The sequence below is a fragment of the Actinomycetospora sp. CA-101289 genome (genome assembly GCF_050955895.1).
Taxonomy (GTDB): domain Bacteria; phylum Actinomycetota; class Actinomycetes; order Mycobacteriales; family Pseudonocardiaceae; genus Actinomycetospora.
The window spans coordinates 2356365-2382984 of sequence record NZ_CP192093.1 but is presented as its reverse complement, the minus strand read 5'-3'; the positions used below and the strand labels follow the sequence as shown (position 1 = coordinate 2382984).

The following is a 26620-nucleotide window of genomic DNA, read 5'->3' as shown; positions in this document are numbered from 1 at the left end:
GCTGGTCATGACCCTGCCGCCGGGCGGTGATCGATCCGAGGGGGTGCGCCCTCGCCCCCGCGGAGCACGCCCCCCTCCTCGGGTGGGGAGAACCCCACCCCGGCTCGTCGGACCGCGTCAGACCGCGACCGCCTGCGGCGCCGCCTGCGCGCGCACCGGGCCGGCGAGCAGGTCGCGGCGCTCGGCGATCCGGAGCTCGACGGCCGTGGCGCCGAGGCGGGCGACCACCGCGGTGGCGTCGACCTCGTCGCAGCCGACGAGCAGCACGGCGACCTCGTCGCCCACGGCCACCACCTGGTCGGTGCTGCGGACGCCGGCGCGCACGGCCTCGACGGTGACCCCGCGCAGGCGGGCGACCGTGGCGAGGTCGGTGCGGGCACTGCGGGCCTGGTCGTGGCCGGCCCCGTCCATCTCGGCCAGCACGACGCCGGCGAGGAGCTCGGCGCTGCGGTCCCAGGAGAACGAGGCGGCCCAGCGGCGGCAGGCGTCCTCGACGGCGACGGCGTGGCGGTCGTCGGCGAGCTCGGTCAGCGTGGTCACCAGGGCGTCGGCGAGCTCGGCGACGGACGGCACGAGGCGGCCGGTGACGCCGTCGACGACCGAGTCGCGGATGCCGGCGGCGTCGAGGGCGACGGTCGGCAGGCCGTGGGCGGCGGCCTCGATGACCGAGCAGCCCCAGCCCTCGGCGTCCGAGGTCGAGGTGGTCAGCCAGGCGCGGCCGAGGATCTCGTCGCGGACGGCGTCGGGCTGGTAGCCGTGCAGCGTCACGATGTCACCGAGCCCCAGCTCGGCGACGAGGGCCTCGAGGGCGGGGCGCTCGGGGCCGTCGCCGACCACGTCGACGCGCAGGCGCGGGACGCGGCGGGCGACCTCGGCGACCTGGCGGAGCAGCACGTCCACGCGCTTGTGGGGCACGAGGCGGGTGACGACGGCGATCGTCGGGTCGACGTCGCGGGGGCTGGTCGGCACGACCGGGGCGGCCGCGCCGTTGGGGACGATCGCGATGGGACCGGCGAAGCCGAGGCGGCGGCGCAGCTCCAGGCGGGTGGACGGCGAGACCGCGGCGATGCGGCGGGCGCCGTGCACCCGGCGGGCGACGGTGCCCTCGAGGAAGCGGCCGACGGCGGCGACGGGGGCGGAGAAGCGGGTGGCGAACTGGTCCTGGTGCACGTGGTGCACGACACCGACCACCGGGACGCCGCGGGGCACGAAGGCCGGGGCGAAGAAGGGGATGCCGTTCTGGCAGTCGACGATGGCGTCGAACTCGCCGCCGCGCCGGGCCAGGCGGGCCGCGACGTGGGCGTAGAGGGAGAGCTCGCCGCCAGCGCGCTCGATCTCGATGCCGTCGATGACCTCGCGGGCGGCCAGGCCCTCGGGGCGGGCGCAGAACCAGGTGACGCGGACGCCGGCGGCGACCCAGCGCTTGGCGATGCGGTGCATGTACTGCTCGGCGCCGCCGGCCTGCGGGTGGCGCACGTCGCGCCAGTTCAGGACGAGGACGTGGCGGCCGACGAGACGGTCGGTGAGGGGGGTGGCGGTGGTGGTCATCTCGGTCTCCCTGGTGTCTCGCGGCCTGCTGACCTGCAAGAACGAGGATGCCGCCGGAGACTGGCGTGACCGAGGGGGTGCGCCCTGCACCCGGGGGGACCACTCCCCCGTCCTCGGGGTGGGGAGAACCCCACCCCGACCGTTCCGCGTCAGTCGCCCACGGCGTAGCGGGTGAGGGTGTCGTCTTCGGCATTGAGGACCCAGAGCTCGTCGCCCACCGCCCGCATCTGCACCACGCCCTTGCCCGCGCCGATGATTGGTTCCTCCTCAGGGTTGCCCTGGGCGAGGGAGTAGTGGCGAATCAGATCAGCACGTTCATCCGAGATCCAGTAGGAATTCTTCCGGAACTCGGCATACCACTGGTAGTTCTCCAGTGTCCTCAAGGGGGTGCTCGAGGCACTGACGACGAACTCACCCTCATCGACCGTGGTGTACGAGACGTCAGAAGGATTCTCTCGCCTGCTAATGAGGACGTAGATCGAACCCTCGACGACCTGCAACGTGTAGGCGCCGTTTACCGGCAACGGGTTCCCGGACACCTGCCCGGTTGAGGTCGAGATGGAAACCACCTGCGATGGAGTCGTCGTCACTGTATAGACGTACTCCTCGCCGATCGCCAACGCTGTTGGCCCACCGGCCACAGGGATGTGGGAGACGGCCGATGTGGCGACGTCGATACGCGTGACCGTGTCAGGCAGCAACCCGGTGACCCACACGGAACCGCCGCCCGCTTCGATTGCTGTAACTTCCCCGCCGGGAAGTGGGATCACGGTTTGCACTCCGGTCGCAGCGTCGACTCTCAAGATGTCCCCCGAGTAGTGGACGACAAACGCGGCGCCGCGGTCAGCGGCCACAAGGGTGGGGTCCCCGCCAATCCGAAACGTCTCTGTTGCGCCGGTCGTAACGTCGACGCGGAGCAAATTTCCGTCGTTGTCGTTGCTGTTGCGTGCGGTGTCGATTATCCAGGCGATGCCCCCGAACTCATCGAAGTTCGACGGCTGGACGCCGGCCGCGATCGGAGTACCCACGATCTCGCCGGCTCGACTGCCACGCGGCCAAGCCAAGACCGTCACGAGGACGAGCAGCACGACCACGGCTACCGCCCCGCCGAGCAACCACCAGCGACGCGGTGCCGCTCCGACCGCAGCGACCTCTCCCTGTTCGTACGGGTCGTTCGGCGCACTCCCCACAGGTTGCACCTCTTCGGGGGTAAGCAAGCCTCCACCAGCCGCTCCGAGCCGCGAGTCCCGCGGCCCGACGCTCGGCTGGCTGGGAGCCGACATCCGGGTCGTCTCCCCCTCCCGGATTATCGAGCCCCCTGCTGGACGTTCACCGTCGTTGACGCGCTGGTTCTCATCGGGCCCTACTCCGCGACTTGCCTCGCTCTGCCCGTAGGACGAAGCCTGCAAGGCGGCAGCGCCCACGCCGCTGGAGCTGGCATAACGGTGAGCGGGATCCTTCGCCATCGCCATCGCCACCACCGCGTCGAGCGCCCGCGGAAGGTCCCGGCGTGCCGCGGTGGGCTTCGGCACTGGCTGCATGAGGTGCGCATACATGCGGCCGACGAAGCCCTCACCTGACGAGAAGGGTGGGGAACCCGTCAACGCCTCATACAGCACGCACCCAAGTGCGTAGGTGTCGGCCCGGCCGTCGACGTTGACGCCCTCGAATTGCTCGGGGGCCATGTAGTCCGCAGTTCCGAGCACCACACCTGTCGCCGTGATGGACTCGATGCCATTGATGACCTTGCTCAGGCCGAAGTCGGTCAAGTAGGCCCGGGTGTCGGCCCCTGATCCGACCAGCATGATGTTCGACGGCTTGACGTCACGGTGGACCAGGCCGCGGGCGTGCGCCGCGTCGAGCGCTTCCCCGACCTGCTCGACCATGCGGGCCGCTTGCAGGGGCGGGAGCGCGCCGTGGCGGGAGAGCGCCGCGCCGAGGTCGAAGCCGTCGAGGTAGCGCATGACCACGTACAGTCGGCCGTCGTCCTCGCCGGCGTCGTACACCGGGACGATGTTGGGGTGGTCGAGCGACGCCGCCAGCTGCGCCTCGCGGAGGAACCGCGCCCGGAACTCATCGTCCTCGGCGAGGGTGTCGCGCACGACCTTGACCGCGACGGGCCGGCCGAGAGTCACCTGGTGGCCGAGGTGGACCGTGCCCATCCCACCCTGGCCGAGTTGCCGGTCGATGCGGACGCCGCCGATAACCGCGCCGCTCGCCAGTCTCGTCACGCTGCCCCCAGTCGCATCACGCAGAGACATCGCGACCGGCCGTCTGCCGCCACAACGAACTCCCAACGGGGGAACGATAGGTCATGACGACTACCCAGCGCCACGAGGCGGTCGGGTAAGACGCGTCAGGCTCCGCGGAGCGCGAGGACGGCGCGGAAGCTCGGGATGCCGTCGCGGATCGGGTGGAAGGTGGAGCGGGCGTCGTCGGTCCAGGTCACGGGCACCTCGACGATGTCCGCCCCGACCTGCTGCACCCGGCGCAGGAGCTCGACGTCGAAGGCGAACCCGTCGAGGTGGCACTCGCGGACGGCGGCCTCGGCGACCTCGCGGGCGAAGAACTTGAAGCCGCACTGCGAGTCGTGCACGCCGGGAACCACCGAGCGGCTCAGGGCGCGGAAGGCGGCGCCGCCGAGGCGGCGGGCCAGGGGCTGGGCCTCGGCGAAGCGGGCGCCCGGGGCGTGGCGGGACGCGATGACCGCGCCGGCGCCGCTCTGCAGGTGGAACATCGCGGCGGTCAGCGTCTCGACCGGGGTGGAGAGGTCGGCGTCGAAGAACCCGACGAATCGCGCGGAGCTGGTGGACAGGCCCCGGCGGACCGCGGCGCCCTTGCCGGCGCGGGTGCAGCCGATGACCTCGATCGGCACCGTGTCGCCGAGGCGGGCCGCGGCGGCGCGGACGACGCCGGCGGTGTCGTCGACGCTGCCGTTGTCGACCACGACGATGCGGGAGTCCCAGGGCTGCGCGGCGAGGAAGGCGACGGTGGCCTCCAGGGTCCGCGGCAGCCGGGCGGCCTCGTTGTAGGCGGGGATGATGACCTCGAGGTCCGCGGCGGGCCGGCGCGTGGAGACACGGACCGACGGCAGCGCGCCCTGCGCGGGCACGGTGATCGGGGTGGTGGGCGCGGTCGCGGTGTCGACGGTCATGGCTGGCTCCTCGGGTGTCCCGGTCTCGTCCGGTGATGGAGTCAGCGTCGCCGTGCGGCGGCCCGCGGCCGATGGTGTGCGCCCTCGCCCCCGCGGGGTGGTCCCTGCTTCCCGGGTGGGGTTCTCCCCCTCCCCCCGCGCACGACGACGGGGGCCCTCCGTCGTGGAGGACCCCCGTCGTCGCGTTCACCTCATCGAGAGCCTGTTCCGACTTCGGTGACGAAACCCGCGCCCCAGCGCGGGATCCGCCACCGAAGTCACGAGCACGTGGTGCGGGACTACGAGCGGCCGCCCCGCAGGACGCGGCTCGCCGTCCGGAGCCCGAAGCGGATGGTCGCGTCGGTCGCGCGGACCGGGAGGAGCAGGGTCGAGGTCAGGAGCCCCGACGTCGCCCCGGCCGGGCCGGAGTCAACCCGCTCGGTGTCGGCCCGCTCGGTGTCGGACCGCTCGGGACGCGGGGCCGCGTCCCGGCGCGGCGGCGCCGGCGCCCATCCCTGCCGGCCCTCCGGGCCCGGCGCACCCTGCGGCCCAGGAGCGCCCTGCGGTCCGGGCGGACCGGCGGGACCGGGCTCACCCTGAGGCCCCGGGGGGCCCTGCGGGCCGGCCGGGCCGGGCTCGCCCTGCGGGCCCTGCTCGCCGCGCGGACCGGGCACGCCCTGCGGGCCGGGGGCACCCTGCTCGCCGGTCAGGCCCTGTTCGCCGGGCGCACCCTGCTCGCCGTGCTCGCCCCGCAGGCCCTGCTCGCCCTGCTCCCCCGGCAGACCCTGCTCGCCCTGGAGACCCTGCGCGCCCTGGAGACCCTGCTCGCCGGGAGCGCCCTGCTGACCGGGGAACCCGTGGACACCCTGCCCGCCCTGCGGGCCCCGGAGACCCTGCTCGCCGCGGTCGCCCTGCTCGCCGCGGAGACCCTGATCGCCCTGCAGACCCTGATCGCCCTGCAGACCCTGATCGCCCTGCAGACCCTGATCGCCCTGCAGACCCTGATCGCCCTGCAGACCCTGATCGCCCTGCAGACCCTGATCGCCCTGCAGACCCTGATCGCCCTGCAGACCCTGATCGCCCTGCAGACCCTGATCGCCCTGCAGACCCTGATCGCCCTGCAGACCCTGATCGCCCTGCAGACCCTGATCGCCCTGCAGACCCTGATCGCCCTGCAGACCCTGATCGCCCTGCAGACCCTGATCGCCCTGCAGACCCTGATCGCCCTGCAAGCCCTGATCGCCCTGCAAGCCCTGATCGCCCTGCAAGCCCTGATCGCCCTGCAAGCCCTGATCGCCCTGCAAGCCCTGATCGCCCTGCAAGCCCTGATCGCCCTGCAAGCCCTGATCGCCCTGCAAGCCCTGGTCGCCCTGCAAGCCCTGGTCGCCCTGCAAGCCCTGGTCGCCCTGCAAGCCCTGGTCGCCCTGCAAGCCCTGGTCGCCCTGCAAGCCCTGGTCGCCCTGGTCGCCGGTCGGCCCCTTGTCGCCGGTCGGTCCCTTCTCCCCGGGCGGGCCCTGCGGGCCCTGGCGACCCTGGGGCTCGTCGTCACCGGCGCCGCCCGAGGCGCGCCGGCCGGTGGTCCCGGTGGTCCCGGTCGTCCCGGTGGTCCCGGTGGTCCGGCGGGACTCCGTCGTCCGGGGCTCGGACGTCCGGCGGGTCTCGGTCGTCCGACGCCGCTCGGGGGTCTTCTCGGAGGTCTTCTCGGAGCCCTTCTCGGACGTCTTCCGGGCGGCCGGGCGGGACTCCGTGGTGGCGCGGCGGGGCTGGGTCCTCGCTCCCGCCTCGGAGCCGTTCGCGGCGAGGTCGGGGGCCTCGTCCACGGCGTCGTCGCGTCGATCGGTGGTGTTCGTGCGTCCTGGCTGCGCCAAGGGTCCTCCCGGTGGATCGGTGTCGGTCGTCCCCGGCTCGGTGCGACCGCGTCGCGGCGCCGGGACGGCGGCCACGACGCGCGCAGGCGCGGGGGCGGTGGAGGTGGAGGTGGAGGGCGGGGACCGGGCCCGTCGTCGATGTCGGGCCGGACCCCTGACTCGAGTCCGCCCTGCTCACGACGGTAGGCGCAGCCCCCGTCGGCGACCAGCGGCGGCGGCATGACGAGACCCACGAGGCGTCGAGGGTTCGAGGGGCTGCCCCGCCGCCGGTCGCCGCATCCCGCACTCGTCCCTGCCCCGCCCGGCGCTCCGCGCGACGCGAGGGCGCCCGCGGCCGTTTGGCCCGGGTGACGCGGCGGGAACCGCGCCTCGGTGGCCGACACGATGATCGCCCCGCCCACCCCGGGCTGTCCGAAGCGCATGGTGTTCGGCCCGTGCGGCGGGGTGCGCAGCGCCGGCACCTGCGAGCTCGACGACCGGCTGCCCTGCCCCTGGTGCGACCCCGGCGATCCGGTCGGGCTGCGCGCGTGGCCCGATCCGCCGCCCGCCCCCGTCCCGGTGCGCGTGCCCGCCGTGCTCACCGACCTCAGCGTCCCGCCCTACGACCTGGCGGCCCTGCGCGAGGCCCTCGCCCTGCTCACCCCGGTGTCCGACGCCCTGCTGGTCGGCGAGCACCACCACCGCCCCGACTTCCCGCCGACGATGCTGGCGGCCGAGATCCTCGCCGCCGGCGGCGATCCGTGGATCACGCTGACCTGCCGCGACCGCAACGGCGTCGTGCTCGAGCAGGAGGTGGCCGGGCTCGCGGCGCTCGGCGCGGGCGGGGTGCTGTGCGTGACCGGCGACGGGCGCGGGCAGGACGTTCGCCCCGAGGTGACGCAGGTCTTCGACCTCGACAGCACCCGCCTCACCCACCTGGTCGCGGCGGGCGGGCTCCCCGCCGCCGTGGCCGTCGCCCCAGCCGCCCCGCCCGCCGACCTGCGGCCCGCCGCGCTCGCGCAGAAGCAGCGGGCGGGCGCGTCGCTGGCCGTCGCCAACCACGTCGGCTCGCCCGACGAGCTGGCCGCGTTCCTCGCTGCCGCGCGCGACGCCGGCGCCGACCTGCCGGTCATCGCCGGCGTCGCCGTCTACACCGACGAGCGCTCCGCGGCCGTGCTCGCCGCCTTCCCCGGCCTCGCGCTCGATGCCCGGGCCGTGGCCGCGGTGCTCGCCGCCGACGACCCGCGCGAGGCCGGGATCGCCGCGGCGGTCGCCGAGGCCGAGGCGCTGCTCGCCGTGCCGGGGGTGGTGGGCGTGAACCTGTCGGGCCTGGCCTCCGCCGACGGCTGGCGCGCCGGCGCCGAGATCAAGGCCGAGATCGCCGCCCGACTCGTGAGGACCCGCCCGTGAGCACCGAGGAACCCGCCCCCGACACCGCCATGGAGGCCGAGTTCGACACGGTGGCGGCCTGGACCGAGCAGGCGATCGCCGACCTCGGCCACGATCACGCCGTTCCCGCGGCCTGCCGGGGCAGCGGCTCGCCCGGCGACCTCGCCTGGCTGGCCCGCGGGCTCGACCTGCGCGGCGACGCGCGTTTCCTCGACGCCGGCGCGGGCCTGGGCGGGCCGGCGGCGTGGCTCGTCGACCACCTCGAGGGCCGGTGGACCGGCCGGCCGCTGCTGACCGAGCCGATGGTGCACGCCGCGCGCTCGGCGCGCCGGCTCTTCGGCTTCCCCACCGTCGCCGCGGTGTCCGAGGCGCTCCCGCTGCCGAGCGGCAGCGTCGACGTCGCCTGGTCGCTCGGCGTCCTGTGCGTCACGCCCTCGCGCCCGCGGATGCTCGGCGAGCTGCGCCGGGTGCTCGTCGCCGGCGGGCGGCTGGGCCTGCTGGTCCTCGAGCAGGGCGACCGGCCGCTGCCCGAGCAGCCCGAGGGCAACGACTTCCCCACCCACGACGCGCTGGCCGTCCAGCTCGCCGACGCCGGGTTCCGCGTCGACGACGAGGTCGACGCCGCCCGCCTGCCCGGGTCGCCGGCGGGGTGGGACGAGCGCGCCGACCGTGTCGCCGAGCACGTGCGCCGCCACCACGGCGACCACCCGGCGCACCGCCAGGCCGACGAGCAGGGCCGCATCATGGGGCGGCTGATGGGCGAACGCCTGGTCACGACGCAGCTGATGCTCGCCACCGCCGTGTGAGCGGGGGCACCCGTCGGGGCCGCTCGCCCGCCGGGCGGACCGGAAGTGGTGCCCGTGCGCCCGGCGGCACGCCCGGACGAGCGACACCCGGCCGGGCGCACCACCCGTCGCGGGGGCGCACCGGTCCGGCGCGGCCGGGCGCGGCGCGCCCGCCCGGACCGCCCGCGCCCGGTCTACTGGACCGGTGCCGGCGGCCCCGCCCGGCCCGGGAGGAGAACGACGTGACCTACGACGCGGTCAGTGCCTACACGGTGCTGTTCGGCGACGGCGAGGCCCCGGCGCGCGTGACCGTGCACGGCTCGGCCGAGGAGGCCTGGGACACGCTGGACCTCCTGGTCCGCGGCCGGTCCCGCCGTTGGCGCGCCCGGGCGGGCACGGTCGACGAGGGCCGGGTCACCGAGCTCGCCGAGCGGTGGCGCCGCGCCGACCCGGGACGCCGCTACTGGCAGGTCTCGCCCCACCGCCTGCGCGTCACCGTGCCGGCCATCGCCGACCAGCGGACGTTGCGCCCCGCCTGACCCAGGTGTGCGCGCGAGGCCGCTAGGCCAAAGCGCGGTCGGTCGGGCCGATCGGGCGCGGGAGGACCTCGCGGCCGGTGAGGTGGTGGTCGACCCCGGCCGCCGCCGACCGGCCCTCGGCGATCGCCCACACGATCAGCGACTGGCCACGGCCGGCGTCGCCGGCGACGAACACCCCGGGCACCGTGCTCGCGAAGTCGGCGTCGCGGCGCACGTTGCCCCGCTCGTCGTACTCGACGCCGAGGCTGTCGAGCAGCCCTTCCTTCTGCGGGCCGAGGAAGCCCATCGCGAGGAAGACCAGGTCGGCGGGCAGCTCCCGCGAGCTGCCCTCGACCGGCTGGAACCGCCCGTCGACGCGCTCGACGTCCACCAGCCGCAGCGCGCGGAGGTTGCCCTGCTCGTCGCCCAGGAACTCCTCGGTGTTGACCGAGAACAGGCGCTCGCCGCCCTCCTCGTGCGCCGAGGACACCCGGAAGACCATCGGGTAGGTCGGCCACGGGTTGGTGTCCGGGCGCTCCGAGGGCGGCACCGGCATGATCTCGAGCTGCGTCACCGACGCCGCCCCTTGCCGGTGCGCGGTGCCCACGCAGTCCGCGCCGGTGTCGCCGCCGCCGATGACGACGACGTGCTTGCCCTCGGCGTCGATGAACGAGCGCTCGTAGTCGCCCTGCTGGACCTTGTTCGACGGCGGCAGGTACTCCATCGCCTGGTGGACGCCCTGGAGGTCCCGCCCGGTGATGGGCAGGTCGCGCCAGGACGTGGCCCCGACGGCGAGCACGACCGCGTCGAACTCCGCGCGCAGCTTCTCGACGGTGTGGTCGGTCTCGGCCGGACCGCCCACCTCGACGCCCGCGAGGAACCGCGTGCCCTCGGCGACCATCTGCTCGAGGCGGCGGTCGAGGCGCTTCTTCTCCATCTTGAACTCGGGGATCCCGTAGCGCAGGAGCCCGCCGATGCGGTCGGCCCGCTCGTAGACGGTGACGTCGTGGCCCGCGCGCGTGAGCTGCTGGGCGGCGGCCAGGCCGGCGGGCCCGGAGCCGATCACCGCGACCGACTTCCCGGTCTTGGTCTCCGGCGGCTGGGGCTTGACGAAGCCCTCGTCCCAGGCCCGGTCGATGATCTCGATCTCGACCTGCTTGATCGTGACCGGGTCCGAGTTGATGCCCAGCACGCACGCCGACTCGCACGGCGCCGGGCACAGCGTCCCGGTGAACTCCGGGAAGTTGTTGGTGGCGTGCAGCCGCTCGATGGCCTCGGCCCAGTCGTCGCGCCAGACCAGGTCGTTCCACTCGGGGATCATGTTCCCGAGCGGGCAGCCCTGGTGGCAGAACGGGATGCCGCAGTCCATGCAGCGCCCGGCCTGCTTGCGCAGCGTGGTCGGGTTGAGCTCCTCGTAGACCTCGTGCCAGTCGCGGATGCGGATGTCGACGGGCCGGCGCCGCGGGAGCTCGCGGCCGGTGGTGAGGAATCCCCGGGGGTCAGCCACGAGCAGCCTCCATGATCGCTTCGTTGACGTCGCGGCCGTCGCGCTCGGCGTCGGCGGTGGCCTCGAGGACCCGCTTGAAGTCGGTCGGCATCACCTTGGTGAAGCGCGCCGCGGCGGCGTCCCAGTCGGTGAGCAGGTCGTGCGCCACCGCGGAGTCCGTGGCCGCGTAGTGCTTCTCCACCAGCGAGCGCAGGTCCTCGAGGTCGTCGGCGTCCAGCACCTCGAGCTCGACCATCTGGTGGTTGACCCGGCCCTCGGTCAGGTCGAGCACGTAGGCGATGCCGCCCGACATGCCGGCCGCGAAGTTGCGGCCGATCGGGCCGAGGATCACCGCGCGCCCGCCGGTCATGTACTCGCAGCCGTGGTCGCCGACGCCCTCGACGACCGCGATGGCGCCGGAGTTGCGCACGCAGAAGCGCTCGCCGACCTTGCCGCGCAGGTACGCCTCGCCGGCGGTGGCGCCGTAGAGGATGACGTTGCCGGCGACGATGTTCTGCTCGGCGACGAACGGCGCCTGCGGGTGCGGGCGCACCGAGAGCCGCCCGCCCGAGAGGCCCTTGCCGAAGTAGTCGTTGGTGTCGCCGATCAGCCGCATCGTCACGCCGCGCGGCAGGAAGGCGCCGAACGACTGCCCGCCCGAGCCGGTGAACGTGATGTCGATGGTGTCGTCGGGCAGGCCGTCGCCGCCCCAGCGCCGGGTCACCTCGGAGCCGAGCATCGTGCCGACGGTGCGGTTGACGTTGCGCACCGGCAGCTCCAGGCGCACCGGCGTGCCGTCGGCGATCGCGCCCTCGGCGAGCTGGATCAGCGTGTGGTCCAGCGCCTTCTCCAGGCCGTGGTCCTGGGGCACCGCCTGGTGCAGCACGGTGGCGTCCGGGATGTCCGTGGGGCGGTGCAGGATCGGCGAGAGGTCGAGGCCCTCGGCCTTCCAGTGCGACTCGGCGGCCCGGGTGTCGAGCACCTCGGTGCGCCCGATGGCCTCCTCGATCGACCGGAAGCCCAGCGCCGCCAGGTGCTCGCGCACCTCCTGGGCGACGAACTCCATGAACGCCACGACGTACTCGGCCTTGCCGTCGAACTTCGCCCGCAGCACCGGGTTCTGGGTCGCGACGCCGACCGGACAGGTGTCGAGGTGGCAGACGCGCATCATGATGCAGCCCGACACCACCAGCGGCGCCGTCGCGAAGCCGAACTCCTCGGCGCCCAGCAGCGCGGCGATGACGACGTCGCGGCCGGTCTTGAGCTGGCCGTCGGTCTGCACGACGATCCGGTCGCGCAGGCCGTTGGCCAGCAGCGTCTGCTGGGTCTCGGCGAGCCCGAGCTCCCAGGGACCGCCCGCGTGCTTGATCGAGCTCAGCGGCGAGGCGCCGGTGCCGCCGTCGTGCCCGGAGATCAGGACGACGTCGGCGTGCGCCTTCGACACCCCCGCCGCGACCGTGCCGACGCCGACCTGCGAGACGAGCTTGACGTGGATGCGCGCCCGCGGGTTGGCGTTCTTGAGGTCGTGGATGAGCTGGGCGATGTCCTCGATCGAGTAGATGTCGTGGTGCGGCGGCGGCGAGATGAGGCCGACCCCGGGCGTGGAGAACCGGGTCTTCGCGATCCACGGGTAGACCTTGTGCCCGGGCAGCTGGCCGCCCTCGCCGGGCTTGGCGCCCTGCGCGATCTTGATCTGGATGTCGTCGGCGTTGACGAGGTACTCGCTGGTGACGCCGAAGCGCCCCGACGCGACCTGCTTGACCGCCGAGCGCCGCGAGTCGCCGTTGGCGTCGCGGGTGAAGCGGTCCGGGTCCTCGCCGCCCTCGCCGGTGTTGGAGCGCCCGCCGAGGCGGTTCATGGCGATGGCCAGCACCTCGTGCATCTCCTGCGAGATCGACCCGTAGGAGATGGCACCGGTGTTGAAGCGCTTGACGATCTCGCCGACCGGCTCGACCTCGTCGATCGGGATCGCGGAGCGCTCGGACTCCTTGAACCCGAACAGCCCCCGCAGCGTCATCAGCCGCGAGCTCTGCTCGTCGACCGCGCGGGTGTACTCCTTGAACGTGTCGTAGTTCTGGGTGCGCGTGGAGTGCTGCAGCTTGAACACCGTGTGCGGGTTGAACACGTGCAGCTCGCCCTCGCGGCGCCACTGGTACTCGCCGCCGACCGCGAGCTCGCGGTGGTCCGGGCGGACGCCGTCCGCGGGCCAGGCCTGGCGGTGGCGGATCGCGACCTCCTCGGCGAGGACGTCGTAGCCGACCCCGCCCAGGCGCGACGTGGTGCCGGCGAAGCAGTCCTCGACCACCTCGGTGCCCAGGCCGATCGCCTCGAAGATCTGCGCGCCGACGTAGGACGCGACCGTGGAGACGCCCATCTTGCTCATCACCTTGCGCACGCCCTTGGCCAGCGCCTCGACCACGTTGCGGGTCGCGGTGCCGGAGGTGACGCCGGTGATGACGCCGCGGTCGATGAGGTCGTCGACCGAGTCGAGCGCGAGGTAGGGGTTCACCGCGCTGGCGCCGTAGCCCAGCAGCAGCGCGACGTGGTGGGTCTCGCGGACGTCGCCGGACTCGACGATCAGGTCGACCCGGGTGCGGGTCTTCTCGCGCACGAGGTGGTGGTGCACCGCGCCGGTGAGCAGCAGCGACGGGATCGGCGCGTGCTCGGCGTCCGAGTGGCGGTCGGTCAGGATGATCACGCGGGCGCCGTCGGTGACGGCCCGCGAGACCTCCTCGCGGATCTCGCCCAGGCGGGCGCGCAGCGCGTCCCCGCCGCCGCCGACGTCGTAGAGCCCCGAGACGAGGTACGGCGCGAAGCCGGGCATGTCGCCGTCGTCGTTGATGCCGGCGATCTGCGCGAGCTCGTCGTCGTCGAGCACCGGCAGCGGCAGCACGACGCGCCGGCTCGACGCGGGCGAGGCGTCGAGCAGGTTGGTCTCGCTCCCGAGCTGCACCTGCAGCGAGGTGACGAGCTCCTCGCGGTAGGCGTCCAGCGGCGGGTTGGTGACCTGGGCGAAGAGCTGGATGAAGTAGTCGAAGAGCAGCCGGCTGCGCGACGAGAACGGCGCCAGCGGCGCGTCGTTGCCCATCGAGCCGGTGGCCTCGGCGCCGCCCTGGGCCATCGGCCGCAGCAGCAGCGAGATCTCCTCGCCGGTGTAGCCGAAGGTCTGCTGGCGGCGCACCAGCACCTGGCGGTCGAACCGGTCGCGGTGGCGCGACGGCAGGTCGGCGAGCTCGACCATCCCGGCGTGCAGCCACTCGTCGTAGGGGTGCTCGGCGGCGAGCTCGCCCTTGATCTCGTCGTCGTCGACGATGCGGCGCCCGACGGTGTCGACGAGGAACATGCGGCCGGGCTCGAGGCGGCCCTTGCGCACGATCGTCGTGGGGTCGATCTCGAGGACGCCGACCTCGGAGCCGAGCACGACCAGGCCGTCCTCGGTGACCCAGTAGCGGGCGGGGCGCAAGCCGTTGCGGTCGAGCACCGCGCCGATCACCGAGCCGTCGGTGAACGCGGCGAGCGCCGGGCCGTCCCAGGCCTCCATCAGCGTGGAGTGGTAGCGGTAGAACGCGCGGCGGGCCGGGTCCATCTCGGCGTGGTTCTCCCACGCCTCCGGGATCATCATCAGCACCGCGTGCGGCAGCGTCCGCCCGCCCAGGTGCAGCAGCTCGAGCACCTCGTCGAACGTGGCCGAGTCGCTGGCGTCGGGGGTGACGATCGGGAAGAGCCGGTCGATCTCGGCCTCGCCGAACGCGCCGGTGGCGAGCATCGACTCGCGCGCGGCCATCCAGTTGCGGTTGCCGCGCAGCGTGTTGATCTCGCCGTTGTGGGCGAGGTAGCGGTACGGGTGCGCGAGGCTCCACGCCGGGAAGGTGTTGGTGGAGAACCGGCTGTGCACCAGCGCGAGCGAGCTGGTGGTGCGCTCGTCGGCGAGGTCGGCGAAGAACGGCTCGAGCTGCTCCTCGGCGAGCATGCCCTTGTAGACGACGGTGCGCCCGGACAGGCTCGGGAAGTAGGTCTCGACGCCGGCGGCGCGCGCCTCGTGCTCGACGCGCTTGCGCAGCGCGAAGGCCCGGCGCTCGAGGGTCAGGACGATGCCGGCGTCGTCGTCGCCCGCGTTGGGGGTGTCGACGACCTCGTCGACGTGCGGCGGCAGGCCCACGAACAGCTGGCGGAAGCGCGGCATGACGGCGCGGGCGGTGGGGCCGATGCCGGCGGAGTCGGGGTCGACGGGCAGCTCGCGCCAGGCCAGGACCTCGAGGCCCTCCTCGGCGGCGACGCGCGCGACGATCACCTCGACGTCCGCCGGGTCGGCGTCCGCGGGCAGGAAGGCGTTGCCGACGGCGTAGCGGCCGGCGGGCGGCAGCTCGACGCCGGCCTCGGCCAGCAGCGGCCGGTAGAGGCCGTCGGGGACCTGGATGAGGATGCCGGCGCCGTCGCCGGTTTCGGGCTCGGCGCCGCGGGCACCCCGGTGTTCGAGGTTGATGAGCGCCGTGAGACCCCGGCTGACCGTGCGGTGGTCGCGGCGGCCGGCGATGTCGGCCACGAACGCGACGCCACAGGCGTCGTGCTCGTACGCGGGGTCGTACAGGCCCTCGCTGCGGCGGTGTGCCACGTGCGCCCTCCGATCGTGCGTCCGTGCAGGTGATGGTCGCCGGGGACCGGCGTGGTGGTCGTGCTGCGGGGAGCGTGGCGCTCGTCCCGGGACGGCCCGGCGCACCGGTCGGGGTGGACGACCGGAGGGGCAATCTGACGTTAACCTCCGCGACCCGGCGTGCGCACCGGGTGGACGCGTCCGAAAGAGTGCTGATCGCCACGTGGGGACAACCGGCCGACCGGGCCCCCGAACGACGCCGAACGGCTCAGCGTCTGGAGGGGCCGCCCGTGTCGGCGCGGCGATCGTCGTAGGGATCGCGCCCGGGCAGCCCGGCCGGGCTCCACCGGGTCGATCTCCGCTGCGCTCCGTCTCCCGACACGCTGACAGTCTGCCCGGCGACACACCGTGAGGCCAAGAGGCGTTACCCGGCGGTACGTGGGACGGGCGTGTGGCTGCCGCCCTCCGGGCGCCGCCTCAGTGGTGGAACGAGGGGTGCCCGCGGGCCGCCGGCATGGGCGCGTCGAGCTGGTCGAGGTAGGCCGTCTCGGTGGCGATGTCGGCGAGGAGACGGTCCGCGAGGTCGCCGGACAGGCCGTCGCGCACCACGATCCGCTGCACGGTGCGGTCGGACAGGTCGTCGGGCAGCGGGTAGGCCGGCACCAGCCAGCCCTTCATCCGCAGCCGGTCGGACAGGTGGTGCAGCGTCCAGTTCTGCGTGTGGCCGGGACGCAGGCGCCAGGCGAACACCGGGATGTCCGAGCCGTCGTTCCACAGCTCGAAGGCCCCGAGGGCCGCGACGCCCCGCGCGAGGTACTGCGCCACGGCCTGCGAGGTGCGCTGGACCGCGGTGTACCCGGCCCGCCCGAGCCGCAGGAACAGGTAGTACTGCAGCAGCACCTGCGCCCCGGGCCGCGAGAAGTTCAGCGCGAACGTCGGCATGCTGCCGCCGAGGTAGCTGACCTCGAAGACCAGGTCCTCGGGCAGCCACCGGCGCTCGCGCCACACGACCCAGCCCACCCCGGGGTAGACGAGGCCGTACTTGTGGCCCGACGTGCTGATCGAGTGCACGCGCTCGAGGCCGAAGTCCCAGCGCAGGTCGGGCTGCAGGAACGGGGCGACCATCGCGCCGGACGCGCCGTCGACGTGGATCGGGACGTCGAGGCCGGTGTCGGCCTGGATGCGGTCGAGGGCGGCGGCGATCTCCTCGACCGGCTCGTACACGCCGGTGTAGGTGACGCCCATGATCGCGACGACGCCGATGGTGTTCTCGTCGACGTGGCGCGCGAGGTCGTGGCCGTCGAGCACCGGGTGTTCCTCGGTGATCGGGACGCACCGCGGCTCGACGTCGAAGTAGTTGCAGAACTTCTCCCAGCAGACCTGCACCGCCGAGCTCATGACGAGGTTCGGCCGCTCGGTCGACGCTGCCGCGGCGCGCCGGGCGTGCTGCCAGCGCCGCTTGAACGCGAGCCCGCCGAGCATGCAGGCCTCGGACGAGCCGGTGGTCGACGTGCCGATGGCCGCGCCGGGGTCCGGGGCGTGCCAGAGGTCGGCGAGGATCCGCCAGCACCGCTCCTCGATCGCGGCGGTGCTCGGGTACTCGTCCTTGTCGATCATGTTCTTGTCGGCGGACTCGGCGTAGAGCCGGTCGGCGTGGTCGTCCATCCACGTCCCCACGAACGTGGCGAGGTTGAGGCGGGCGTTGCCGTCGAGCATCGTCTCGTCGTGGACGATCTGGTACGCCGTGGCCGGCAGCATCTCCTCGTCGGCCAGCCGCTCCCGCCGCAGGCCGGGCCGCTCGGCCGGACGGGAGAAGATCGGGCGCAGCTCGTCGCGGTCTCCGCGCTCGTCCGGGCTCGTCACGGCGGCGACGGTAGCGCCACGAATCGGCGAGGTGTTCCCGCGCCGCCACGGGGTAACCGGGAGCATCGAACGCGTGTTCGACACCTCGACCACCCCGACGACCGAGGAGCCCCCCGGTGACCGACCCCCAGGGCACGCCCGACCCCCACGCCGTGAAGACGCCCGGCGACGACTCCCCCGCCGCGAAGGACAACAGCAACTGGGTCACCGGCGACGAGCCGATGACCGGGCCGCAGGCCAGCTACCTCGAGACCCTCGCCCACCAGGCCGGCGAGGAGCCGCCCTCCGGGCTCACCAAGGCCCAGGCCTCCGACGAGATCGAGCGCCTGCAGGGCTCGGTGACGCCGTCGAGCGGGGACGGCGAGGGCGGCGGGACCCCGGACCTGTCGCGCCAGGAGCGCCCGACCACCGAATGGGTCACCGGCGACGAGCCGATGACCGGGCCCCAGGCCAGCTACCTCGAGACCCTCGCCCAGCAGGCCGGCGAGGAGCCGCCGACCGGGCTGAACAAGTCGCAGGCCTCGCGCGCGATCGACGAGCTGAGGGACAAGGCGAGCCACCCGCGGACCGCAGCGGAGCCGGGTCGGACGCAGTGAGACTGGTCTGGCCGGAGCCCGCGGACGGCGAGCTCGACCGCGACGCCCTCGCCGAGCTCTACGCCCACGACGAGGGCTGCGTCCGCGTCAACTTCGTGGCCAGCGCGGACGGGGCGGTCGCGGTCGAGGGCGTGTCCGGGGGGCTCGAGGCGCCCGGGGACAAGCAGGTCTTCGGGCTCCTGCGCGAGCTCGCCGACGTGGTGCTGGTCGGCGCGGGCACCGTGCGCGCCGAGGGCTACCGCGGGGCGCGCACCTCGCCCGAGCGCGAGGCCCGCCGGCGGGCGCGGGGACGGGCGGCCGTGCCCCCGATCGCGGTCGTCAGCACGCGCGGCGACCTCGACCCCGGTGCCGGCCTGTTCACCGACACGACGGTGGCCCCGCTCGTGCTCACCACGGCCGTCGCCGCCGACGGGGCCCGGCGCGCCCTGGCCGCCACCGGCGCCGAGGTCATCGCCGTCAGCGGGGACGACCCCGGGGCCACCCACCCCGACGCGGTGCTGGCGGCGCTCGCGGAGCGCGGGCTCACCCGTGTGCTCTGCGAGGGCGGGCCCGCGCTCTTCGGGGCGCTGCTGGCCGCCGGCCGGGTGGACGAGCTGTGCCTGAGCCTCGCGCCCCAGCTGGTCGGCGGGGACGCCGGGCGGATCGTCACGGGCGCGCACATCGACGGGCCGCGTCGGCTCGGGCTGGCCTCGGTTCTCGCCCACGACGACGGGCTCCTGCTGCGCTACCGGACGGCCGATCGCTGAGATCCGGACCACTTCCGTGGTCTTTTCGGGTGACAGACCATGACGACTCGCCGCCCCGCGTGTCCCACGGGTACCGCTTCGGCAACCGGGCCGATCCGGTGGACGCCCGTCGCGGCGTCAACCACCCGCCACGCGCACAGGAGCGCCCCATGACGCAGAGCCCCAGCACCGGCACCGAGGCCTCGACCGGAGGGACCCCGTCGACGAGCGGGCGGACCGGGGGCAACAACACCCCGGCCCGCCTGGCCGACGACACGGGCCAGGGCAAGACCACCATCGCCTCCGGCGTGGTGCAGAAGATCGCCGGCATCGCCGCCCGCGACGTCTCGGGCGTCTACTCCATGGGCGGCGGCGTCTCCCGCGCCTTCGGCGCGATCCGCGAGCGCATCCCCGGCGGCACCGGCACCTCGCAGGCCGCGGGCGTGCAGGTCGAGGTCGGCGAGAAGCAGGCCGCGATCGACCTCGACATCGTCGTCGAGTACGGCGCCGGCATCGTCGAGCTGGCCCGCGCGGTGCGCCGCAACGTCATCGCCGCCGTCGAGCAGATGACCGGCCTCGAGGTCATCGAGGTCAACATCGCCGTCAACGACATCCACATGCCGGGCGACGACAACAACGACGACGACCAGACGCCGTCGCAGCCCTCGACCCGCGTCGAGTGAGCACGCCCCGTCCCCCCGGCGCGGCGTTCGCGGCCGGCACGCCGGAGGCCCCGGGCCTCGGCCCGCTGCCGGTGCGGGTCGCCGAGGCGCTGCTCGCCCACCCGGCGGTCGCCGCCCTGTCCGGCGGGCCGTACGGCACCGTCGCGAGCTACCTGCCCGGCCGCCGGCTCACCGGCGTCGCGCTGGGCGGCCCGGACGAGCCGGCGCGGATCGCGGTCGTGCTGCGGTACGGCGCGCCGGTCGAGGCGACCGCCGCCGAGCTGCGGCGGATCGTCGCCGCGGCCTCCGGGGCCCGCCGGGTCGACGTGCTGGTCACGGACCTGGAGATGCCGGAGACGCCGGAGATGCCGCCGTGAGCGGCCCCGCACCCGACGGGGTCACCGACCCGCGGGCGGCGCTGCGGGCCTTCGTCCGCACGCACCACCCGGACGTCGGGGGCGACCCGGTCGCCTTCCGCGAGGGCCTGTCGGAGCTCCGGGCGGCGCTGGGCCCGGCCGCGGGCCCGCCCGGCGGGATCGCCCCGGACGACCCCCGGCTCGACGCGCCGGTGGTCGGCGTGAGCGACCGCCGCCTGGCCCGCCTCGGGCGGCTGGGCCGACGGATCGCCCGCCGGTACGACCCGCGCCGCGGGTCCGCCCGCGTGCAGTAGGACCCCGCTCCCCGACGGAGCGGGACGCGAACGATCGTGGAGGTAGTGGTCATGAGCGCCACCCGTGCCGGCCTGTTCGTCGGCCTCATCCTGGGCGTGGCGGCCGCCGCCGGCGGCCTCCAGGGCTTCTTCATCGCCCTCGTCCTGGGCGTCCTGGGCTTCGTCGTGGGCCGCGTGCTCGACGGCGAGCTCGACGTCAACCAGTTCGTCGGGCGCGGCCGCGACCGATGAGCACCGTGCCCCTGACCGAGCGGACGTCGCCGATGGCCTCGACGTCCCCCGCGGTCCCCGACGACACCGACGACGAGGCGGCCGAGCGCGGCCGCCTCGACGTCGCGCTGTCCGTGGTCCGCAAGATCGCGGAGTACGCCGCGGACCACACCGCGGGCACCGTGCGCACCCAGCGCCGCCTCGCGGGGCTGGACCTGGGCGAGCACGGGGCCAGCGCCAAGGTCTCGGGGTACGGCGAGCAGGTCGACGTGCGCCTCGAGGTGCCGCTGGCCTACCCGGCCCGCATCACCGAGAGCGCCGCCGCGGTGCGCGACCACGTCCGCGAGCGCGTCCAGGCCCTCACGCCCTACCGGGTGCGCTCGCTCGACCTGAGCGTCTCCGCGCTCACCGACCCCAGTTCCCGGAGGGACTAGCGCCGTGCGCCTGCTCCTGCGCGTCCTCGCGCCGCTGCTCGGCCTCGTGCTGGCCGTGGTCGGCCTCGCGATCGTGGTCGAGACGGTGACGCTCTGGGTCGCGCCCGACTCGAGCCCGCTCGTCGTGCCGTGGCCCGCGTGGCAGGCGGCCGCCGAGGGCCTGACCTGGCAGTCCGGGGCCGTGCGCGGCACCGCGATCGCCGTCGGCGTCGTCGGGCTGTTCGTGCTGGTGCTCGGGCTCGTCGCCCGCCGCCACGACGTCTACCTGGCCGACCCGGTCCCCGAGGTCACGGTCACCACGTCGCCGCGCTCGCTCGCCCGCGCCGTGGGCCACGAGGTGCGCTCGCACTCCGACGTCGTCTCGGCGTCCGTCGTCGCGTCGGCCAAGAAGATCACCGTCAAGGCCTCCACCCTCGACCCCGCCGAGGCCGTCCGCGAGGACGTCCGCGCCCGCGTCGACACGATGCTCGTGCGCCTGCCGCTCGCGCGGCGCCCGCGGGTCTCCGTCTCGGTCACCACCACCCAGGGGGTCAAGTGAGCCGCCGCTCCCGTGCCGCCGTCGCCCGTTCCGCGGGCGGCGACCGCACGCTGACCACGATCCTCGGGCTCGTCCTCGTCGCCGCCGCCGTCCTCGCCCTGCTCGTCGGCTACGGCGTGTTCGGCGATTTCCGCGCCCAGCGCCCGCTCATCGACCCGATCGCGGTGCAGTGGGCCGCCGGCCACGCCGGCGCGACGCGCTGGATCGCCATCGGGATCGGCGTCGTGCTCTTCGTCGTCGGGCTCTGGTGGACGCTGCGCTCGCTGCGTCCCGAGCCGCGCCCCGACGTGTCGCTCTCGGAGGTCCCCGGCGAGCGCCTGACCGTCGAGCACGCCGCGATCTGCGACGCCGTGCGCCACGACGCCGAGACCATCGAGGGCGTCAGCCGCGCCCGCGTGCGCCTGGTCGGCACGCCGATGCGCCCGGCGCTGCGGATCGCCCTGACCATGGTCGAGGGCAGCGACGTCCGCGACGTGTGGGCCGAGCTCGACGGCCGGGTGCTGGCCCGGGCCCGCGAGGCGTTCTCGGTCTCGGCGCTGCCCACGGCCGTGCGCCTGGAGCTCGACGCCTCTTCGGCACCGACGCCGGCGCGGGTGGAGTGATCAGCGGGCGGTGAGCACCTCGGCCAGGTCGAAGCGCACCGGGCGTTCGAGCTGGGCGAACGTGCACGACGCCGGGTCGCGGTCCGGGCGCCAGCGCTTGAACTGCGCGGTGTGCCGGAAGCGCACGCCCTCCATGTGGTCGTACTTGACCTCGACGACGCGCTCGGGGCGCAGCGGCACGAACGACAGGTCCTTCTGCGCGTTCCAGCGGCTGTGCTCGGCCTCGCGGGGCGTGCGGGTGCCCTCCTCCTGCGCCGCCCAGGCCCACGGGTGCCCCTCGAACGACGTGACCAGCGGCTGGAGCTCGGCGAAGAGCTCCTTGCGCTTCGCCATCGGGAACGCGCCGATGACGCCGATGCTCTGCAGCGCCCCGTCCTCGGTGTGCAGGCCGAGCAGCAGCGAGCCCACGGCGTCGGGCCCCGACTTGTGCACCCGGTAGCCCGCGACGACGCAGTCCGCGGTGCGCTCGTGCTTGATCTTGCTCATGACCCGCTTGTCGGGCTGGTAGGTCAGGTCGGCCTTCTTCGCGATGAGGCCGTCCAGGCCCGCGCCCTCGAACTGCTCGAACCAGCCCCGGGCGGTGTCGAGGTCCTCGGTCATCGGTGTGAGGTGCACGTCGGGGCGCTCGAGGCCGCCGACGACCTCGGCCAGGCGCTCGCGGCGCTCGCTGAAGGGCCGGCCGGTGAGGTCGTCGTCGCCGAGCGCGAGCAGGTCGAACGCGACGAAGTGGGCCGGGGTCTCGACGGCCAGTTTGCGCACCCGCGACGCCGCCGGGTGCACGCGCTGCAGCAGCGCCTCGAAGTCCAGGCCGGTGCCCTCGGCGTCGACGACGACGATCTCCCCGTCGACCACGCAGCGCGGCGGCAGCGCGGTCGCGAACGCCTCGACCAGCTCCGGGAAGTACCGCGTCATCGGCTTCTCGTTGCGGCTGCCGATCTCGACCTCGTCGCCGTCGCGGAAGATCACCGAGCGGAAGCCGTCCCACTTGGGCTCGTAGCGTTGCCCGGCGGGGATCTCCGCCACGGCCTTGGCCAGCATCGGGGCGACGGGCGGCATCACGGGCAGGTCCACGCGCGCATCATGCCGCGCGGGCGCACGATGGCGCTCCGTCCCGCCCCCTCACGCCGGGCACGCCCCCGCGTTCGTCAGACTCCCCCGGTCCGCCGATCCCCCGACACCCTGACGAGGAGCGCTGCGTGCCCCGATCCGTGCGGGCGGCCGTCGTCCTCGTGCTCGGCGCCGCGCTGCTGCTCGCCGGGTGCGCGGTGGGGCCCTCGCTGCGGCCGCCGATCGCGACGCGCGTCGACGGGCCGGTGCTGCCGGCCCCGGCCCCGGAGACCGGGGTGCCCGGCCCCGCGCCGTCGCTGCTGCCGCCGTGGGTGCCCGTGCCGACGGCGCCGGTGGGGTTCGCCGACTGCACCGGCGAGCTGCGCGCGACCTACGGCGACGAGCTCCTCGGCGGCCGCGACGTGCGCTTCGGCTGCCAGAGCGTGCCCGTCGGGGGGCGCGGCGGGTCGTCGCGCGCCGAGGTCGGCGTGGTGCAGGTGACCGTCGGGCCGCTGCCGCCCGGCGGGCCCGTGCCCGTGGCCGTGGTCGGCGAGGCCGGCGGCCCGACCGGCGGCGAGCGCGCGGCCCGCCTCGCCGCGACCGTGCCCGAGGCGCTGCTGGTCGGCACGGCGTTCTACGGCGTCGACCTGCGCGGCACGGGCAACTCCGAGCCCGTCGACTGCATCACGCCCACCACCCGCGAGGCGCTCGTCGACGCCGACCCGCTGGCCGCCGACCCGGTCGCGCTCGGCCCGTTGCGCGACGCGGCCGCGACGGCGGCGCGGACGTGCACCCAGGTGCTCGAGACCGCCCTCACCGACTACCGCACGGAGGTCGACGCCGACGACCTCGAGGAGGTCCGCACGGCGCTCGGCGCGGAGCGCCTGCACGTCGTCGGGGTCGGCGACGGCGCGGGGGTGCTGGCCGCGTGGTCGCGGCGCCACCCGTCGTCGGTGGGGCGCACGGTGCTCGACGGTGTCGCCGACCCGAGCGCCACGTTCTCCCAGCGCGCCCGCGAGCGCGCCACCGCCGCCCGCGAGGCGCTCACCGCGTTCGCCGCCGACTGCTCGGCCCGCCCGGACTGCCCGCTCGGGCCCGACCCGGCCGGGGCGCTCACCGGCATCCTCACCAACCTGCGCGCGGCGCCCCTGCCCGGCCCGCTCGGGCGGGCGATCACCGACGGGACGGCGACGCAGGTGATCGTCCGCGGGCTCGGCGAGCCGGCCCGGTGGCGCGACCTCGCGGCCGCCGTGGCCTCGGCGGGCGAGGGCGACCCCGCCGGCCTGCTCCGGCTGCTCGCGCCCTCCGAGGCCGACGGCGGGGGCTTCGACGCCGGCGTGCTGCTGGCCTGCAACGACAGCTCCGAGCGCCCGACCCTCGACCAGGTCGCGGTCGACGCCGGGCAGGCCCGGGCCGCCGACCCGCTGTTCGGCGCGTACTTCGCCCACGAGGCGCTGCTGTGCGGGTCGTGGCCGGTGCCCGTGGAGACCCCGGCGCCCGGCGCCGTCGTCGGGCCGCCGCCGCTGGTGGTGGGCACGCGCGGCGACCCCGTGACGCCGCTGGCCGGCTCCGAGCGGGCGGCCACCCAGCTCGGCTCGGCGAGCCTGGTCACCTGGCTCGGCGCGGGGCACGGCGCGTACCCCGCGACGCCGTGCGTCCGCGACGCCGTGGGCGGCTACCTGCGCGACGGCACCCTCCCGCCGCAGGGCCTCGTCTGCCCGCCGTGATCGTTCCCCGACCCCGCGACCCGTAGCCTGCGCGCCGTGCCGCTCCCCCGTCTCGTCGACACCGCGCTCGACCGGTTGGTCGTCCCCGGCTGGTCCCGCCTGGGCTACGTCGCGCGGAGCGCCGGGTGGCGCGCCCTGCCGGCGGTGGACGGGCGCACGGTGATCGTCACCGGAGCGTCCGGCGGGCTCGGCGCCGCGACGGCGCTCGGGCTGGCCGGGCTGGGCGCGCGCGTGGAGATGGTCGTGCGCGACCGCGGGCGCGGCGAGCAGGCCCGTGACGCCGTGCTCGCCGAGCACCCCGGCGCGAGCGTCGAGGTCGCGGTCTGCGACGTGTCGTCGCTGGCCGACGTGCGCCGCTACGCCGCCGAGGTCCGCGACCGCGAGGCCGCGGTGCACGGCCTGGTGCACAACGCCGGCGTCCTGCCCGCCGAGCGCACCGAGACCGCCGAGGGCCACGAGCTGACGTTCGCCACCCACGTCCTCGGGCCGTTCCTGCTCACCCGCGAGCTGCGCCCGGTGCTGCGCGCCGGGTCGGGGCCGACCACGCCGTCGCGGGTGGTGCTCGTCTCCTCGGGCGGCATGTACACCACCCCGCTGCGCCTCGAGGACCCCGAGTCGCGCACCGGGACGTTCTCCGGCGGGGCCGCGTACGCCCGCACGAAGCGGATGCAGGTGGTGCTCGCGGAGCTGCTCGCCGACGACCTGGCCGGCGACGGCGTCGTCGTGCACAGCATGCACCCGGGCTGGGCCGACACCCCCGGCGTCGCGAGCTCGCTGCCCGGTTTCCACCGCCTCACGGGACCGCTGCTGCGCACGCCCGCGCAGGGCGCGGACACCGTCGTCTGGCTGCAGGCGGCCGCCGAGCCGGGCCACAGCACGGGGCTGTTCTGGCACGACCGCGCCCCGCGCCCGACCCACCGCCTGCGCCGCGGGGACGAGACACCGCAGGCCCGCGCGGCGCTGTGGACGCTGTGCGTGGACGCTGTGGCGTCATGAGCGACTCCCGACCCACCTGGAAGCGCCGTGGCCTCGACGAGGTGCGCACCGAGGCCCCGGTGGCCGCGGCCGTGCTCACCCCTGCGCGCCGCGAGCTGCAGGCGACGGCGCGGGCGTTCGCGATGGAGGAGGTCCTGCCCGTCGCCGACGAGCTCGATCCGCGGCGCGAGGACATCCCCGCCGACCTGCTCGCGCGCATGGCCGAGCTCGGGTACTTCGGGCTGCTCGTCGACACCGACCACGGCGGGCAGGGCCTCGGGGTGTTCGAGTACTGCCTGGTGTCCGAGGAGCTCGCCCGCGCCTGGATGAGCGTCGGCAGCATCATCGCCCGCGGCAACGGCACCGGGTGCGCCACGCCGGACCCCGACCGGCGCGCCGAGCTGCTGCGCGCCAGCGCCGCGGGCCGCTGGATCGGCGCGATCGCGTTCTCCGAGCCCCACGCCGGTTCGGACCTGGCCGGCGTCGAGTGCACCGCGCGGCGCGAGGGGGACGGCTGGGTCGTCGACGGCACGAAGCGCTGGGTCGGCCACGCGCTGGCCGCCGACTTCCTGCACCTGCTCGCGCGCACCCGCCCGCCACGCGAGGGCGAGAGCCGCTCCGACGGGCTCGAGCTGTTCGGAGTCCCCAAGGAGCGCGGGAGCTTCCCCGACGGCGTCACGGGCGCGCCCATCGACAAGATCGGCTACTTCGGGCTGACGACCTGGGAGCTGCAGCTCGAGGGGCTGCGCCTGCCCGCCGACGCGCTGCAGGACACCGGCCAGGACGAGGGGCAGGGCTTCAAGGACAGCCTTCGGTGGCTCGGCACCGCCCGGGTCCAGACGGCGGCGCGGGCCGTCGGCCTGGCCCGGGGCGCGCTCGAGGACGCGGTGGCCTACAGCCGGCGGCGCGAGCAGTTCGGGCACCCGATCGCCGACCAGCAGGCGCTGCGGCACAAGCTCGCCGACATGGCCGCATCCGTCGACGCCGCGCGCACGCTGTGGTGGCACGCGGCCTGGCTGCTCGACGAGGGCCTGCCCGGCGGGGACGTCGCCGCCTCGTCGGCCAAGCTCTTCGCGTCGGAGACCGCCGAGCGGGTCACGAGCGACGCCCTGCAGGTGTTCGGCGGCAACGGCTACACCACCGAGCACTCGGTGGAGCGCTACTGGCGCGACGCCCGCCTGACGACGATCTTCGAGGGCACCTCGGAGATCCAGCGCAAGATCATCTCGGACGATCTCCTGCGTTGAGGTGGAGATCCGTCCCCCGGACGCCCA

The 26620-nt window shown here is 74.7% G+C and carries 24 protein-coding genes; 16 read left to right on the top strand and 8 right to left on the bottom strand.

Annotation, left to right across the window (positions count from 1 at the left end):
* Positions 1-117: 117 nt before the first annotated feature.
* The 4 genes from ACQPX6_RS11840 to ACQPX6_RS11825 form a co-directional block, all read right to left on the bottom strand.
* Positions 118-1548, bottom strand: a complete 1431-nt coding sequence (locus ACQPX6_RS11840; protein ID WP_433787492.1) for a glycosyltransferase family 4 protein — start codon at positions 1546-1548, stop codon at positions 118-120.
* A gap of 149 nt (positions 1549-1697) precedes the next feature.
* Positions 1698-3779, bottom strand: a complete 2082-nt coding sequence (locus tag ACQPX6_RS11835) for a protein kinase domain-containing protein (protein ID WP_433787491.1) — start codon at positions 3777-3779, stop codon at positions 1698-1700.
* Positions 3780-3904: 125 nt separating this feature from the next.
* Entirely contained in the window at positions 3905-4702 is a 798-nt protein-coding gene (locus ACQPX6_RS11830) for a glycosyltransferase (protein WP_433787490.1), read from the bottom strand.
* 278 nt (positions 4703-4980) lie between these two features.
* On the bottom strand, positions 4981-5355 hold the full coding sequence (locus tag ACQPX6_RS11825; protein ID WP_433787489.1) for a hypothetical protein: 375 nt from the start codon (positions 5353-5355) through the stop codon (positions 4981-4983).
* Between the two features lie 66 nt (positions 5356-5421).
* On the opposite strand from ACQPX6_RS11825, the gene ACQPX6_RS11820 reads away from it, so the two are divergent.
* The 4 genes from ACQPX6_RS11820 to ACQPX6_RS11805 all read left to right on the top strand — a co-directional run bounded on the left by ACQPX6_RS11820 (position 5422) and on the right by ACQPX6_RS11805 (position 9241).
* Positions 5422-6735, top strand: a complete 1314-nt coding sequence (locus tag ACQPX6_RS11820) for a hypothetical protein (RefSeq protein ID WP_433787488.1) — start codon at positions 5422-5424, stop codon at positions 6733-6735.
* A 186-nt stretch (positions 6736-6921) separates the two neighbouring features.
* Entirely contained in the window at positions 6922-7938 is a 1017-nt protein-coding gene (locus tag ACQPX6_RS11815; RefSeq protein WP_433787487.1) for a methylenetetrahydrofolate reductase C-terminal domain-containing protein, read from the top strand.
* The gene (locus tag ACQPX6_RS11810) at positions 7935-8723 is read left to right on the top strand and encodes a class I SAM-dependent methyltransferase (protein ID WP_433787486.1); all 789 of its coding nucleotides are present in this window, start codon (positions 7935-7937) and stop codon (positions 8721-8723) included. Before ACQPX6_RS11815 ends, ACQPX6_RS11810 begins: the two co-directional genes overlap by 4 nt.
* Positions 8724-8944: 221 nt before the next feature.
* Positions 8945-9241: a hypothetical protein gene (locus tag ACQPX6_RS11805; RefSeq protein ID WP_433787485.1), complete on the top strand. Its 297-nt coding sequence runs from the start codon at positions 8945-8947 to the stop codon at positions 9239-9241.
* 22 nt (positions 9242-9263) lie between these two features.
* Here the strand turns inward: ACQPX6_RS11805 and ACQPX6_RS11800 are convergent, their stop codons facing one another.
* The 3 genes from ACQPX6_RS11800 to ACQPX6_RS11790 all read right to left on the bottom strand — a co-directional run bounded on the left by ACQPX6_RS11800 (position 9264) and on the right by ACQPX6_RS11790 (position 17160).
* The gene (locus ACQPX6_RS11800; RefSeq protein ID WP_433787484.1) at positions 9264-10727 is read right to left on the bottom strand and encodes a glutamate synthase subunit beta; all 1464 of its coding nucleotides are present in this window, start codon (positions 10725-10727) and stop codon (positions 9264-9266) included.
* Positions 10720-15318: a glutamate synthase large subunit gene (gltB, locus tag ACQPX6_RS11795; protein ID WP_433787483.1), complete on the bottom strand. Its 4599-nt coding sequence runs from the start codon at positions 15316-15318 to the stop codon at positions 10720-10722. Before gltB ends, ACQPX6_RS11800 begins: the two co-directional genes overlap by 8 nt.
* Positions 15319-15774: 456 nt before the next feature.
* Entirely contained in the window at positions 15775-17160 is a 1386-nt protein-coding gene (locus ACQPX6_RS11790) for a glutamate decarboxylase (protein ID WP_433787482.1), read from the bottom strand.
* Between the two features lie 116 nt (positions 17161-17276).
* Between ACQPX6_RS11790 and ACQPX6_RS11785 the strand changes: the two genes are divergently transcribed.
* The 9 genes from ACQPX6_RS11785 (at position 17277) to ACQPX6_RS11745 (ending at position 21597) form a co-directional block, all read left to right on the top strand.
* Entirely contained in the window at positions 17277-17756 is a 480-nt protein-coding gene (locus ACQPX6_RS11785) for a DUF3072 domain-containing protein (protein ID WP_433787481.1), read from the top strand.
* Positions 17753-18502 carry a pyrimidine reductase family protein gene (locus tag ACQPX6_RS11780; RefSeq protein WP_433787480.1) on the top strand — a complete coding sequence of 250 codons (750 nt, stop codon included), beginning with the start codon at positions 17753-17755 and terminating at the stop codon, positions 18500-18502. Before ACQPX6_RS11785 ends, ACQPX6_RS11780 begins: the two co-directional genes overlap by 4 nt.
* A 149-nt stretch (positions 18503-18651) precedes the next feature.
* The gene (locus ACQPX6_RS11775) at positions 18652-19164 is read left to right on the top strand and encodes an Asp23/Gls24 family envelope stress response protein (protein ID WP_433787479.1); all 513 of its coding nucleotides are present in this window, start codon (positions 18652-18654) and stop codon (positions 19162-19164) included.
* Positions 19161-19520, top strand: a complete 360-nt coding sequence (locus ACQPX6_RS11770) for a hypothetical protein (protein ID WP_433787478.1) — start codon at positions 19161-19163, stop codon at positions 19518-19520. Before ACQPX6_RS11775 ends, ACQPX6_RS11770 begins: the two co-directional genes overlap by 4 nt.
* Positions 19517-19813: a hypothetical protein gene (locus ACQPX6_RS11765; RefSeq protein WP_433787477.1), complete on the top strand. Its 297-nt coding sequence runs from the start codon at positions 19517-19519 to the stop codon at positions 19811-19813. The genes ACQPX6_RS11770 and ACQPX6_RS11765 overlap by 4 nt, the downstream gene beginning before the upstream one ends.
* A gap of 51 nt (positions 19814-19864) precedes the next feature.
* Positions 19865-20044 carry a hypothetical protein gene (locus ACQPX6_RS11760; RefSeq protein ID WP_274232677.1) on the top strand — a complete coding sequence of 60 codons (180 nt, stop codon included), beginning with the start codon at positions 19865-19867 and terminating at the stop codon, positions 20042-20044.
* Entirely contained in the window at positions 20041-20457 is a 417-nt protein-coding gene (locus tag ACQPX6_RS11755; RefSeq protein WP_433787476.1) for an Asp23/Gls24 family envelope stress response protein, read from the top strand. The genes ACQPX6_RS11760 and ACQPX6_RS11755 overlap by 4 nt, the downstream gene beginning before the upstream one ends.
* A gap of 4 nt (positions 20458-20461) precedes the next feature.
* A complete protein-coding gene (locus tag ACQPX6_RS11750) occupies positions 20462-20995 on the top strand; it encodes a DUF6286 domain-containing protein (protein ID WP_433787475.1) in 534 nt (177 codons plus the stop codon).
* A complete protein-coding gene (locus ACQPX6_RS11745) occupies positions 20992-21597 on the top strand; it encodes an alkaline shock response membrane anchor protein AmaP (RefSeq protein WP_433787474.1) in 606 nt (201 codons plus the stop codon). Before ACQPX6_RS11750 ends, ACQPX6_RS11745 begins: the two co-directional genes overlap by 4 nt.
* Here ACQPX6_RS11745 and ACQPX6_RS11740 read toward each other — a convergent pair whose 3' ends face one another.
* Positions 21598-22668: an ATP-dependent DNA ligase gene (locus ACQPX6_RS11740; protein ID WP_433787473.1), complete on the bottom strand. Its 1071-nt coding sequence runs from the start codon at positions 22666-22668 to the stop codon at positions 21598-21600.
* A 125-nt stretch (positions 22669-22793) separates the two neighbouring features.
* Here ACQPX6_RS11740 and ACQPX6_RS11735 point away from each other — a divergent pair, with 125 nt between their 5' ends.
* Genes ACQPX6_RS11735 through ACQPX6_RS11725 form a run of 3 tightly spaced genes read left to right on the top strand, consistent with a single transcriptional unit; the run spans position 22794 to position 26593 of the window.
* On the top strand, positions 22794-24371 hold the full coding sequence (locus ACQPX6_RS11735; RefSeq protein ID WP_433787472.1) for an alpha/beta hydrolase: 1578 nt from the start codon (positions 22794-22796) through the stop codon (positions 24369-24371).
* Positions 24372-24407: 36 nt separating this feature from the next.
* Positions 24408-25367 (top strand): SDR family NAD(P)-dependent oxidoreductase, encoded by a 960-nt coding sequence (locus ACQPX6_RS11730; RefSeq protein ID WP_433787471.1) that lies wholly within the window; start codon positions 24408-24410, stop codon positions 25365-25367.
* Complete coding sequence (locus tag ACQPX6_RS11725; RefSeq protein WP_433787470.1) at positions 25364-26593, top strand: acyl-CoA dehydrogenase family protein; 1230 nt, start codon at positions 25364-25366, stop codon at positions 26591-26593. The genes ACQPX6_RS11730 and ACQPX6_RS11725 overlap by 4 nt, the downstream gene beginning before the upstream one ends.
* The last annotated feature ends 27 nt before the right edge of the window (positions 26594-26620 follow it).